7 protein-coding genes are annotated in these 14,491 nt (G+C 34.3%); 6 read left to right on the forward strand and 1 reads right to left on the reverse strand.

Annotation, left to right across the window (positions count from 1 at the left end):
* Window positions 1-72: 72 nt before the first annotated feature.
* The gene (locus ACOYVE_RS05220; protein ID WP_422881143.1) at window positions 73-711 is read right to left on the reverse strand and encodes a hypothetical protein; all 639 of its coding nucleotides are present in this window, start codon (window positions 709-711) and stop codon (window positions 73-75) included.
* A gap of 134 nt (window positions 712-845) precedes the next feature.
* Here ACOYVE_RS05220 and ACOYVE_RS05225 point away from each other — a divergent pair, with 134 nt between their 5' ends.
* The 6 genes from ACOYVE_RS05225 (at window position 846) to ACOYVE_RS05250 (ending at window position 14,321) form a co-directional block, all read left to right on the forward strand.
* Window positions 846-2,054 carry an alginate lyase family protein gene (locus tag ACOYVE_RS05225; RefSeq protein ID WP_422881145.1) on the forward strand — a complete coding sequence of 403 codons (1,209 nt, stop codon included), beginning with the start codon at window positions 846-848 and terminating at the stop codon, window positions 2,052-2,054.
* Window positions 2,047-3,228, forward strand: coding sequence for an alginate lyase family protein (locus ACOYVE_RS05230; protein WP_014856980.1), 1,182 nt, complete (start codon window positions 2,047-2,049; stop codon window positions 3,226-3,228). Before ACOYVE_RS05225 ends, ACOYVE_RS05230 begins: the two co-directional genes overlap by 8 nt.
* A gap of 20 nt (window positions 3,229-3,248) precedes the next feature.
* A complete protein-coding gene (locus ACOYVE_RS05235) occupies window positions 3,249-6,779 on the forward strand; it encodes a glycoside hydrolase family 2 TIM barrel-domain containing protein (RefSeq protein ID WP_422881146.1) in 3,531 nt (1,176 codons plus the stop codon).
* A 36-nt stretch (window positions 6,780-6,815) separates the two neighbouring features.
* On the forward strand, window positions 6,816-9,728 hold the full coding sequence (locus ACOYVE_RS05240; protein WP_422881147.1) for a TonB-dependent receptor: 2,913 nt from the start codon (window positions 6,816-6,818) through the stop codon (window positions 9,726-9,728).
* A 24-nt stretch (window positions 9,729-9,752) separates the two neighbouring features.
* The gene (locus tag ACOYVE_RS05245) at window positions 9,753-11,348 is read left to right on the forward strand and encodes a T9SS type A sorting domain-containing protein (protein ID WP_014856984.1); all 1,596 of its coding nucleotides are present in this window, start codon (window positions 9,753-9,755) and stop codon (window positions 11,346-11,348) included.
* 75 nt (window positions 11,349-11,423) lie between these two features.
* Window positions 11,424-14,321, forward strand: coding sequence for a discoidin domain-containing protein (locus ACOYVE_RS05250; protein ID WP_014856985.1), 2,898 nt, complete (start codon window positions 11,424-11,426; stop codon window positions 14,319-14,321).
* Window positions 14,322-14,491: the final 170 nt, after the last annotated feature.

Genomic DNA, 14,491 nt, shown 5'->3' on the forward strand with positions numbered 1-14,491 from the left:
CAATTATAAAAAATTATACTTACTTAGAGATGCATTAAAAACAGAATTAGGATTAAATCAAACAAAGGTTGCTTAATTTATGCGGAGTCTCTCTGAAATAATTTCAACTAAATTTGACTTTTTGCCGCTGTTTATGTATGGTATTCTAATAAAAATTCTATCTAAACTATTTTTATCAGTTAATATATAATAGTCGCCAAGAACTATAGTCAATCTATTTTGATTGTTTAAGAAATCATCCCAGATGAAATTTCTATAATTACTTTTAGGAACCGTACTAAAATGTGATATAAGAAAATATAATAAAGCACTAGCTATAACTATAATCAGGATAGCAGAATAAGTTCTACGATTAACTTTGAAAGAAGAAGTAGCTGATTTATTAGGTAAATATTCAATTCGATAATGTCCCTTAGGTATTTCAATTCGATAGTTGAATTTTTCTCCATTCGTTAAAAAAAAATGTTCCAATTTTTTTCTAAGATTGCTAATGTAAGAACGAACTTGAGGGTCGCTTGAAGGATCAAAATTAGAGTCTTTTCCAAAAACATCGATAGCTATATCAATTTCCTTAACTGAATCGCATTCTTCAGACTTTTTAGCTAAATAACTTAATAATTCCTGATAACGTGAAGAGTCTTTAAATTCATCACTTTCCAATATCTTGGATAAAATTTCATTCTTCTCTTTGTCGCTAATGCTATTAGGCATTGTATCCACCTTGTTAAGTTATGTAATATACTGATTTTTGCCCGTAATTTACTGTAAAATACTTGAGTTGCCATATCCATTTTATTAAATATGCACCAGTTATAGGCGAAAATGTATAAACTATTTGTACTGTCATGGGCGTAAATAAAAATCATATTAAAATGAATAAATCTAAATTTAACTATTTAATGAGAGTTGTTATTTTTATAACAGTTGGAATTTCCCCCTCAAGTTTATATTCCAACTCACTGTATTTATTTCTGCAAGAAAAAAATATTGAAATAAGTAATCCTGTAAAACAAAAAATCCTCGATAAAGCTGAATTACTACTCTTTACTAAAATAGCGACTGTGACTGATAAAAATCAAGTGCCTCCCAGCGGTGATAAACATGATTACATGAGTATGGCTCCATATTGGTGGCCCAACCCTAATTCAAAAGACGGATTGCCATATATAAGAAAAGACGGTTTAAGAAATCCGGAAATTAAAAAAATACCCGACAGAGATAATATGCGGGCCATGATTGACGCTGTTGAAACTCAATCCTTAGCTTATAGAATTACGCGAGAGAATAAATATTCGAAAAAGGCAATAGAGTTCTTAAAAGCATGGTTTATTGACGAACAAACTAAGATGAATCCAAACTTAAATTTTGCTCAATTTATTCCTGGCGTAAATACTGGTCGTGGAATAGGAATAATCGAAGCATCTTCAATTTATAAAATTATTGATGCAATTGGGATTTTGAAAATGTCAGAAGATTGGGATCCACATTTTGAATACAAAATAAGAAAATGGTTTGAAGATTATTTCATCTGGCTGACTACAAGTAAAAATGGTATTGATGAATCGAACGAAAAAAATAATCATGGTTCATGGTATGATGTGCAGGCTGCCTCAATTTCATTGTTTCTCGGGAAAACTGATTATGCTAAAAAAATTATTGAAAAGGTCAAAACAAAAAGAATTGATTTGCAAATACAACAAGATGGGAAACAGCCTTTTGAAATTGTGAGGACACGTTCATGGCATTATAGTGTATTTAACTTGCATGCACTTTTTCTATTAGCAGTTTTAGGTGAACGTGTTGGTATTGATTTATGGAATTATCCTGATAAAAAGAATTCTGCATTAAGAAAAGCGCTGGATTATTTGCTGCCTTACTGCATTGAACCTGATAAATGGAAGTATAAGCAAATCGAAAAAATTAGTTCGGAAGAAATTTATCCCCTGGTTTTAATTGCAAGAAAAAAATATGACAAAAATGCTTACGACAAGTGGCTGAAAAAATTATCAAATGATGAAAACCAACAGAAAATCGAAAATTTAATTTATGAATAACAGAACAATTTTTTTAATTGCTTTTATCTATTGCCTGTTTGCAGCATATTATATGTTCGCTAAGGATAAAATAATATCAGAAATAATAGCAATAGAAAAGCAAAGAATTATACCAATAGCAGAAAGATATTTATTAGAAATACCAATAACTATAACTGCATTTCATTGTGAGCGTAGCGCCGGGGGGACGCACGATTTTTACTCTGAGGGCGATTATTGGTGGCCTGATCCGGATAATCCTGATGCTCCATATATTCAACGAGATGGAATGACAAATCCTCAGAATATTACAGCGCATCGAAAAGTATTAATTCGATTCAGCCTTCATGTAGCCACATTAACGTCTGCATATAAATTAACTAATGATATTAAGTATGCGCAAAAAGCAATTGAACACTTGTTAGCATGGTTTGTAAATCCAGATACAAAAATGAATCCTAATTTGCTTTATGCACAAGCAATAAAGGGCAGAGTTACGGGAAGAGGAATTGGGATTATTGATACTATTCATTTAATCGAAATTTCTCAATCAATAATGATATTGGAAAAGGCAGGGATATTAAAAGGGAATGACTTGAATGCAATTAAAAAATGGTTTCGAGATTATCTTGAATGGCTAACAACTCATCAATATGGTATCGATGAAATGAATGCAAAAAATAATCATGGGACATGCTGGGTAATGCAGGCAGCAGTGTATGCAAAGTTGGTGGGGGACAGCAGTAAAATAGAATTCTGCAGAAAAAGATTTAAGGAAGTATTGCTGCCGAACCAAATGGATAAAGATGGGAGCTTTCCTTTGGAGTTGGCTAGAACTAAACCGTATAATTATTCCTTATTTAACCTTGATGCAATGACAACAATATGTCAAATTCTTTCAACGAATCAAGATAATCTTTGGAATTTTACATTACCGGATGGAAGAGGAATAAAAAAGGCAATTGATTTTATGTATCCGTACATATTGGACAAATCAAAGTGGCCATATCGGCATGATGTAATGTATTTTGATGAATATCCGGTAAGACAGCCGTCGTTATTATTTGGCGGATTAGCTTACAATGAATATAAATATATCGATTTGTGGAAAACGCTGAAAGCTGATCCATCTAATGAAGAAGTTATTAGGAATTTACCAATTCGACATCCAATATTATGGATTAATACAGATTGATAATAAAATCAGAGAACTATATGAAAAAACTAATCATGTTAATTATAGCGCTGTTAATTACACTATCAAGTAGAATTTATTCTCAGAGTATTATTGATATAGTTGGTGAACAACTAATTAAAAAAGACAAAATATTTGACGGACGCTTTCCTTTATATACAGAAAATGGGAAGTGGAAACTAAGTGATAAACCAAATTGGTTCGCTGGTTTTACAGCCGGAGAATTATGGTATATGTATGACATGACAGGCAATGAAGAATATAAAGTAAGAGCGCTGAGGCATTCAGATATTTTAATTAAATATGCAACGTTAGACAATACGCACGATTTGGGATTCATATTTTATAATTCCTGCGTAAAGGCATATCAACATACGGGAGAAATAAAATACCGCGATGCAGCTATAAAAGCTGCTTATATGCTTGCAAAGAGATTGAATGAAAAAGGAAATTTCATAAGAGCATGGGGGAGATTAGGAACGGACGACCGCGAAGGTCTTATGATTATTGACACAATGATGAACTTAGAGCTTTTATTCTGGGCGGCAAAGGAAACCGGAGATTATACTCTCTACGATATCGCCTATAAGCACGCAATTACCTGCATGAATGAAAATGTAAGAAAAGATTATTCTTCTTATCACGTAATAGAATTTAATCCCAAGACAGGAGAAGTAATAAAGAAAAGAACGCACCAGGGTTTTGGTGATGAAACTACTTGGGCACGGGGACAAGCATGGGGAATATATGGATTCGCAATAGCTTATAAGTACACTCAAGACGAAAGATTTCTGAATATTTCAAAGAAAATGGCAGATTATTTTATTTCTAAGTTGCCAGCTGATAATGTTCCTTACTGGGATTTAAGCTTGACTGATTCTGACGCTCTAAAGGATGCCTCGGCAGGCGCAATTGCAGCCTCTGGAATGTTTCTTATTTCAGAATTAACAAGTCTAAAATCTGATTACAAGAAATATTTAAGCGAAGCGCTGCAAATAATTAAATCATTGAAAGACAGTTACTTATTTACAAAAAGCATACGCGCTGCAGAAGAAGGTATATTAATTCATACGGTTTATCATTTCCACAATAAATGGGGTGTTGATGAATCTTATCCGGCCGGTGATTTTTATTTTATTGAATGCTTGAAAAAAGAATATGATTACAACAAAGCAGAATATTTTATAGAAAAAACAGACCAAAGAAAAAAATATTTAATAAACAACAATTGGTTCTTCCTTTGTGAGGATATAGAAGATAAAAATAATCTGTATCAACATACGGCTATATGGGAAAAAATAAATTTACCGCATACGTGGAACAAGACAGATGTATTAGACCAGGTTCCCGGTTATAGAAGAGGAATAGGCTGGTATGAAAAGGAAATATTTATTCCGGAAGTTAGTGTTGATATGGACTATGTTCTTCATTTTGAAGGAGTCAACATAAAATCTGAAGTTTATGTTAATGGGGAAAAAGCAGGCGGTCACATTGGCGGGTATGTAGGTTTCGATGTCGATATAACTCCGTTTGTTTATAAAGGCAAAAATAATTTAATCCAGGTGAAAGCCGATAATTCCTATGACCCTTATGTAGTGCCTTCACAAAAATCTGATTTTGCTATTTATGGAGGTATAACTCGTAACGTATGGCTGAATGTTTTACCCAAAACTCATTTTGTTGGAATGCTAATTCAAACCCCGGAGGTAAGTAAAGAAACTGCAAGAACAAGTGTTCGACTTAAAATCAAAAATGAGAATGCAATTGAAAATTTTAAAATCAATCTTGTTATAAAAGATGCAAATGGTAAACCAGTAGTAGAAAAGAACAGTAAAGAAAAATTAGACTTTGGTGAAAATTCAATTCAATTAGATTTACCTGTAATTAAAAATCCAAATCTATGGTCTCCATCTGCGCCATACTTGTATACCATTGAAGCAAATTTAGTATACGATGAGAAAGTAATCGACAAAATAAAAGAAAGAATAGGTTACCGCTGGTATGAGTTCAAAGAACATGATGGATTTTATCTTAATGGTGAAAGATTATTATTAAGAGGTACGCACCGGCATGAGGATTTAGCAGGTTATGGTAATGCTATACCTGATAGTTTGCATCGTAAAGATATAGAAATGATTAAATCAATGGGGGCAAATTTTATAAGATTAGCACATTACCCCCAAGCGCCTGAAATATACAGAGCTTGTGATGAATTGGGCTTACTTGTTTGGGATGAAAATCCATGGTGCAGAGGCGGTGTTGGTCCGAAAGAATGGAAAGAAAATACAAAAAGAATCTTTCAAGAAATGATACTTCAGAATTACAATCATCCATCAATAATTTTATGGTCAATAGGCAATGAAAGCGATTGGATGCCTGATTTCCCGGGTGGAGATAACCCAGATTCCTTAAAGGCATTTGCAAAAGAGTTGCATCAGTTAGCAAAAAAATTAGATCCTTATCGTTATACCGTTACAAGAAAATTTCCTGCCGCTCAAGATGTTGTAGATGTCTTCTCCCCCTCAATTTGGTCAGGATGGTATTCTGATGTTTATAAAAATTATGAGAAAACAATTACAAAAGCCCGTGATACTTATAAAAGATTATTCCACGCTGAATATGGTGGCGATAGTCATGCAGGAAGACATACAGAAAACCCAATCAATGGAGATGGTAAAATAATTTTAGAAGGAGGCGATGAACCAATTAATAAAATACAATTGAATAGTATTGCAAATATTGGTGATTGGAGTGAAAGTTATATAGTTGATTTATTTGATTGGTATTTGCATGTAACAGAAAATTTAGACTGGTTCAGCGGCTCGGCTCAATGGATATTTAGAGATTTTGTCACTCCGTTACGCCCAGAAAATCCTATACCATATGTTAATCAAAAAGGACTCGTTGACAGAAGCAACAAACCCAAAGATGCTTATTATGTATTCAAAAGTTACTGGACTAATGAGCCGAAATTTTGTTACATCGAATCTCATACATGGACTGAAAGGATCGGCAAGGAGAATGAGCTGAAAGAAGTAAATGTTTTTAGTAATTGTGACGAAGTAGAATTGGTTGTCAATGGAGTGAGTTATGGTAAATTGAAAAAGGATATAAATAAATACCCGGCATGCGGCTTAAGCTGGAATGTAAAATTTCAAGTAGGGAAAAATATAATTGAAGCAATAGGTTATAATGTAACTGAAAAAGTTGCTTATGATAGTATGACGATCAATTACACAACGCAGAAAAATGGAAGACCTGATGAAATTATTCTTAAAAAAGAAAGATTAAAAAACGGCAACTACTTAATAACAGCATATGCTGTTGACAAAAATGGCAAGCGTTGTATCGATTACGAAGAAAGAGTTTACTTTGCGGCGTTGAGCGGTGGAAAATTAATAGACAATCTTGGCACCCCCAATGGCAGCTGCGTAATAGAGATGGCAAACGGTAAGGCATTAATTGAATTCAAACATATTCCGTTGCAAAAGGGTATTGTAGAAGTTCGCAACCAGGATTTTAAGGGTACGTTCATAACTATCGAAGATTAATTATAACAATCTACAAATTATTAAAGGGAAATAATAATGAAAAATGAAAAAGTACTATTCTTTTTATCGCTATTGTATTGCTTCCTATTTATTAATTATGAAAGCTATGGGCAATTAAAAGGAACAGTACAAGGAAAGGTTAGTTCTGAAGGGGAGGCTCTTCCTTACGCTAATGTCATAATACTTGGAACAAGCTATGGCGCTTCAACCGATGCCGAAGGCTATTATAAAATTAGCGGCATCCCGGTTGGCACATATAAAATACAAGCCAGGTATATAGGTTTTGAGGCAAAAGAAGTTACGGTCGAAATAAAGGCAAACAAAATTACTGAGATTAATTTTTCTCTTGTTCCTACTGTTCTGGAAGGTATGGAAGTTATAACTATAACTGGGCAGGCAAAAGGACAGGTAGAAGCGATAAATCAACAACTTAATTCGAACACGATTGTTAATGTTGTGTCAAAAACGAAAATAGAAGAGCTTCCTGATGCAAACGCGGCAGAATCTGTCGGACGTCTGCCTGGAGTTTCGATTATTCGAAGCGGAGGCGAAGGAAATATGGTATCTATTAGAGGGTTGGAACCAAAATTTAATCTTATTACTGTAAACGGCGTAAGAATACCTTCCACAGAAAACGAAAATAGAAGCGTTGACCTCAGTATGTTCTCAGTAAATATGCTTGATGGAATTGAGTTAACAAAGGCAATAACGCCCGATAGAGACGCGGACGCAGTAGGGGGGATTATTGATTTTAAGGTTAACAGGGTGCAGCAAGGGCTTGATAGAAAAATACAAGTTCAACAAGGCTATAATGGACATTCAAAAACTTTTTATCCTTTTAAAATTAATGGCGCCATAAGTAATCGTTACTTCGATAATTCGGTGGGAGCTTACCTTTATTTAAATTACGAACAGGTGGATAGAAGCGCTCATCAATTTACAGGAAATTATGATGTGCAAGGAACTCCGCTTCCGGGAGAGGAATTTGTGAAAAACCTTACGGTTACGAATTTTTCATTAAGGGATGTGCGGTCTAAAGTTAAGCGCGTTGGGGCGACTCTAAACTTAGACTATTTACTCAGTAACGGTTCTATTATGTTAATGAATATTTTTAGTTATCTAAATAACGATAAAATTACTTATTATGATGGCTATAATGTGTCTAATGTAAATCATACTTATCGACTTATGCATGATAATTATGATTTGAGTTTACTTACCAATTCTTTTGTCTTTGATTATGATTTACAATGGATAAAGTCGGAGGTGAAATTATCCCATTCTGTATCTCAAAGAGATAATCCCACCGACTATTATGTAGAATTTCAAGAAAATTCGGCTTTTAGCGGGGACTGGGCTGAGCACATATATGATGGGCCGGCTATTTTGCAAAGATATGCTAGAAATAATTTGACTGAAACAGGCCTGAATACTTTGGTTAAGCAACCTTCAGAAAATTTGGAGAGAAATATCACTGGAGAAATTAATTTAACGTTGCCTTTTAACTTGGGAGACGCGATTTATGGCAAAGTTAAAACCGGCTCGAAATTTAGATACACAAATAAAAACGCAAATAGCAACTATTACAGATCTAACCCTGGCATTGCGGATTCATATGACCCTACAAAAGGTATTGCAGGTGTGATTAATGCTTATCCTGATCGTACTTTTCCAATGACCTCCAACGGATTAATACAAATGCGTCCGTTTTGGGATTCAACTTTTAGTATAAGCTCTTTTATGAATAACAAGTATAATTTCGGCTACGCATTAAATAAAGATATTATTGAAGAATTATATAGAAGAGTTTCTAATAATAGTTACTATTATTCACCGCGTGGCGATATTAATGACAATACAGTATATGAAAGGATATACGCTGGATATTTAATGTCCGTGATTAATCTAGGCTCAAATATTATGATACTTCCTGGCGTACGCTATGAGAAAGAGCTAAGTCATTATAAAGGGGCTTACGTAATTTATGAAGATACTGGATTAAGAGCCAATGAGAGTTCGAGGCGAGATTCACTACAAATTCGCAAGAATGAAAATTGGTTCCCGATGTTGCATCTAAGATTTAAAGCTAGCTCGTGGTTTGATGTTCGATTGGCTTTTACTAAAACTATTATCAGACCCGATTATCAATATCTCGTTCCAAAATATTTTGAAAATTCATTAGGGTTAAGCGTTATAAGAGGAAACCCTCAATTAAAACCGGCAATTGCCCGTAATCTTGACTTAAGCCTTGCGTTCCATTCTAATGTTATAGGACTCTTCACTGTCTCGGCTTTTTACAAAGAAATAGAAAATATGTTCTATACAATATCGAGGCCGATAATTTCCAAAGATGACGCTCTTAATTTAGGCTTAACGTCTGATAAAAACGGTTTTACGTTGACTGATCCTATCAATAATACTTCCAAAGCTTTCATAAGAGGTATTGAATTTGATTTGCAAACAAGACTTTGGTATCTCCCGGGATTATTAAATGGTATTGTCTTAAGTCTAAATTACACTACAATGAATTCAATAACTTACTATCCAAGAACACTACTGCTCCAGGAAAGACTAACTACGCCGCCTTGGTTTAGGATTACAAGAATTGATACAAGTCGTAAAGGGAGGATGCTTGACCAACCTAATGATGTTTTAAATTTATCATTAGGATACGATTACAAGAATTTTTCCGGAAGGATATCGCTCTTATATCAAGGGAATACATTGAGTAGAATTGGCTCTAGACCGGAATTAGACGGTTTTACTAAAGATCTGCTACGTTTCGATCTCTCGCTCAAACAAAATTTAAACGAACACATTCAGTTATTCTTTAATCTAAATAACTTCACAAACTCGGCGGATGTGTCTACCGAACCCGTTAAGGGCTTTGAAACATCTGCATCTTATTATGACTGGACGGCGGATTTAGGTGTTAGATACACCTTTTAATTAATTTATCAAATAGGAGGTAACATGAAGACGCGTTTATTTATTGTATTATTTGTTGTTTTTTCTTCACTTTCATTTGCTCAAAATAAAGATACTGTAGATGTAATTCCCGGATTTAATACTCTGTCTGAGCAAATAGAGTCAGATATTCAACGCGGGGTTGACGTTGGCAATAGAGTCTATCGGTTAGCTAATGGACAGCCCTATTTGCTTGACCATACTATGGAAATTAACTTCCCACTAACTTTAATTTGTCCAGACGGCGAACCTGCGCTTGTACAGGCGGCAAAAGACATTAATGGCAGTTCTCCCTCTGATTTGTTCCATATTTATAAAGATGTATATGTAGAAAATATTGCATTCTCTGGAGTCGACAATGGAGGGGCTGTGCGTTTGCGCGTATTTGTATTACAAACTGACAGTCTAACAGCAGAGGCGCATAAATGTATATTCGAGTTAGCAAGACTAAATGTTTTCAGCTCAAACGGTTTGTATGCGAAAATAAAGTTTACAAATTGTATATTCAATAACTGCTTAACAGACAACAACTTATATAATGGAAGGGCATTTGACGATAGGCAGAATGTCGTAGAATCTTTTTATGCCGAGAACTGTTCTTTTATCAATATGAGGAGCCCAATACATTTCTGGGGTACGCTAGTTAAAAATTATTATGTGAATCATTGCACATTTTACAATACAACCATGTATGTGAGAGGTTTTAGCACAGGTGTTAACGTAACTTTCACGAATAATAATCTTGTTAACACAGGTATATACCCGATAGCATTTAATCCCGCAACGAACGTAGATACCGCCGAAGGATTCCAGGTGCCCGGTGTGGTTGACGTCGATACACTTTCTCACGAATTAGCTTCCGAAGACCAGAAAAAGTGGACAGTTAAAAATAACAATTATTACTTCAGCCAAAACGTCCTAGATTTCTTCTCGTCTTTAGATGATACTTTAGTTTTACGACCTTGGATAAGTAGTCACGATAGCGCCTTTGCAGCCAAATATCCTCAGCGTTATGATATTGAAGTTGCGCTTTCAGAAAATCCTAATTTTATTAATGCTCCACAAACCGATACATTAATTAAATGGATTGGACTTTACCTCTCAGGTGAACGATCGACAGATAAATTACCAGATACAAGATTCTTACCTGATGGTTATGTTGACGAGAATGGAATTGCATACTTAGCTTATAAGTATTATGACTTCTCTTATGATAAAAATAATCCTTTATACAGCGCCGGAACGGACGGGAAACCAATAGGAGACCTTCAATGGTTCCAAAATATTACGTCCGTTGAAAGGGTTACTGATGTTATCCCTACTAATATAAAGTTAAATCAAAATTATCCAAATCCATTTAATCCGACCACAAATATTACTTACGAATTACCAAAACAGTCTAATGTAACAATTACTGTTTATAATTCTTTAGGGCAAGAAGTAATAAGACTTGTCAATAATGAAATGCAAAGCGCCGGGACTTATAAAATTACTTGGAGCGGTAAGGATGCATACGGAAATTCTTTAGCGTCGGGAATTTACTATTATCAATTAAATACAGACGACGTCGTTTTGTCTAAGAAAATGATTCTTCTTAAATAGTACCTGATTGTTAGGGGATACGGGAAAAGTTTCTCGTTCCCCTCATATTTATATTAATTATTATTGAATAAACATATGAAAAAATTTGTATCGATTTTATTGACCTTATTCTTTACAGCGGTAAATCTTTCTTTTGTCGAAGCGCAAACTTGGCAGTCCAAGATTCTATATTATAATGATTCAGGAAAGTTGGTATACGTAAGCGATGATGAGGGCAATAAAATTCCCGATTTTAGTTATGCTGGTTATAGGAATGGGGAGGTTGATATACCATATATTCCTGTTGTAAAAACAATTTCTCCAATTGAAGGAGATAATACCAGGAATATTCAAAATGCTATCGACGAAGCCGGTAAATTGCCAATTAATGAAAACGGTTTTAGAGGAGCTGTACTGCTATCGGCAGGCACTTATGAAATATATGGTACAATAAAAATTAATTATGATGGAGTTATATTGAGAGGCGTAGGTGATGGCGCCGATCCTTCTAACAATACAATTCTTATAGGTAAAGGCGATAAGCCGCATCAAAGAACAATTATAGTAGCCGGCGGGGGTAATATTACCAAGTGGCAAGAGCAAGCGCCTGGAACAAAAACAAATATAAAAGATTCTATTTTATACATAGGCGCTAATATGTTCACAGTGGAAAATCCCGAATATTTCAATGTTGGAGATAACATAATAATATTTCATCCGGTTACAGACAAGTGGATTGCTGCCGTTGGCGGTGGAGGTACGGATACTGACAGAGAATGGCAAGTATCAGACGGAATTAATATAGTGTATAATCGGTTTATAAAAAATATTAAAGACGACACTATTTTTATTGATGCCCCAATATACAATACTTTAGATAAAAGTTTATCACAGTCCTATATATATAAATATGCTCGGACAGGATTAAAGAAAAATATAGGTATAGAAAATTTACGTATTGATATCGAGGCTAATGGAATAACTACAGACTCCAATGGTGATGAAAACCATGCATGGCAAGCTATCGACCTAATCCAAATTGAAGATGCTTGGGTAAAGAATTGTACTTTGCTTCATTTTGGGCAATCGGGTGTAAGAACAAGCACAGCTACGAGAATTACAATTGACTCTTGTAAAGCTTTGGAACCTGTAAGTAACATAACCGGCGAGAGGCGTTATAATTTTAATTTGTACCATGCTTCTCAATTAATACTAGTGAAGAATTGCTTAACTACATATGCAAGACATAGTTATATTTCTAATGGAACGAGTACGGTTTCTGGATGCGTATTTTATAATAACAGAAGCGAAAATGATTTTGCATCTAGCGAGGGGCATCGTATGTGGAGCCAGGCTCTTTTATATGATAATATTATTTATACAAAACCAAATACCACTATTCTTATAGGACTATACAGTCGGGGCAACTATGGGACTTCGCACGGATGGGGAGCGGTTCATTCTGTCGCCTGGAATTGCACTGTTCCTAGCAATAATAAAATTATAATTCAAAAACCACCTACAGCACAAAATTATGCAATTGGATGTAAAGGGATTGTTACCGGATTAAAGTATGAAGGAGCGCCTTTTGATTACCCGCAGGGTTATATCGAGGGAACTAATAAAATCGGCTTGTATCCAGCTTCTCTTTATGAAGCGCAATTACAAGAGAGGCTTGGAATAGGAAAATTGCCTTCTGCGCCTAGCAATTTGGTAGCTACGGCATTATCGAGTAATAAAATTCTTTTAGAATGGATAGATAATTCAAAAAATGAAATGAGTTATAGTATAGAACGTTCAGTTGATGAAGGCAATACATGGACTATAATTGCTTCGGTAGGAGCTAATGTAACAAAATTCTTAGATACAAGTGTAATTCCAGCAACTTCTTATTTATATAAGATAAAAGCGGCAAATTCGATGGGAAGCTCAGAGTATTCAAATATTGCAAGCGTAACGACACCGAATGCTCTGCCAATAAATGCTCCGTCTAACATAACTGTAACAGATATAACTTATGATAAAATAATTTTAAAATGGTCTGATAATTCTAATAATGAAGATTTCTTTTATATAGAAAGGAAAAGTGAAAATGATACAGTTTGGATTGTAATAGGTATTGTCAATATGAATATTACGGAATTCCAAGATAGTTCATTTCTGGAATCGACAAAATATTATTACCGACTTCAAGCGAAAAATGCTTACGGCTCATCAGATTATTCTAATATTGTAAGTATTACTACTCTAAGCAGAGGTGGAAGTGAAAATTTAGCTTTAAATCGCCCAGTTAAATTTTCCAGTCAACAAATTGAGCCGGGTAACGAAAATTTAGCAATTTACGCTGTAGACGGCGATTTAAATACAAGGTGGTCTTCAGAACGAGGGGCTACATGGCCGCAATGGATTGAAGTAGACCTAGGAGAATTAAAAACTTTTAACAAAACAGAGCTTATCTGTTTTAATGATAGAGCATATCAATATACAATAGAAGCAAGAAGTGATACGAATGATTCTTATATTGAAATAGTTGATAGGACAAATAACACAACTCCGGGCACAAAAGAAAATCCTATAATAGATGTTTTTAACTCTGTTAAAGCTAGATATGTCAAGTTAACAGTAACAGGCGCATATAATTATCCCGGGCCATGGACCAGTATATTAGAATTTCGGATATATTATGATAGTAATTTAGTCAGTGTAGCAAAAAATATCGATAAGCCTATTGGTTTTGTATTATATCAAAACACTCCAAATCCTTTTAATCCTACAACCAATATTAAATTTACGATTCCTAATGATGGAACTGTAACGTTTAAAATATATGATATTTTAGGTAATGAAATAACTACGCTGATAGATAATAAATATTATTCAATGGGAGACTACAATATACTATTTAACGGAGCTTCATACAGCTCAGGCGTGTACATTTATCAATTAATATATAATAATAATATTTATGTAAAAAAAATGATGCTTCTAAAATAGTATCAAATGATACGAAAAATAGTAATAAATCAGGCGGTAAGACATGCTACTGCCTGAAGACTGATTTTAATAAACGAGTTAGAAGAGAAATAGAGTAGAAGTTATCAACCTTAGAACAAAAAATTTAACGGCTTAGTAGTTGCTAAGGTAATATTCACTATAATCTTTGT

It is taken from the genome of Melioribacter sp. (assembly GCF_049325435.1).
Taxonomy (GTDB): Bacteria; Bacteroidota; Ignavibacteria; order Ignavibacteriales; family Melioribacteraceae; genus Melioribacter; species Melioribacter roseus.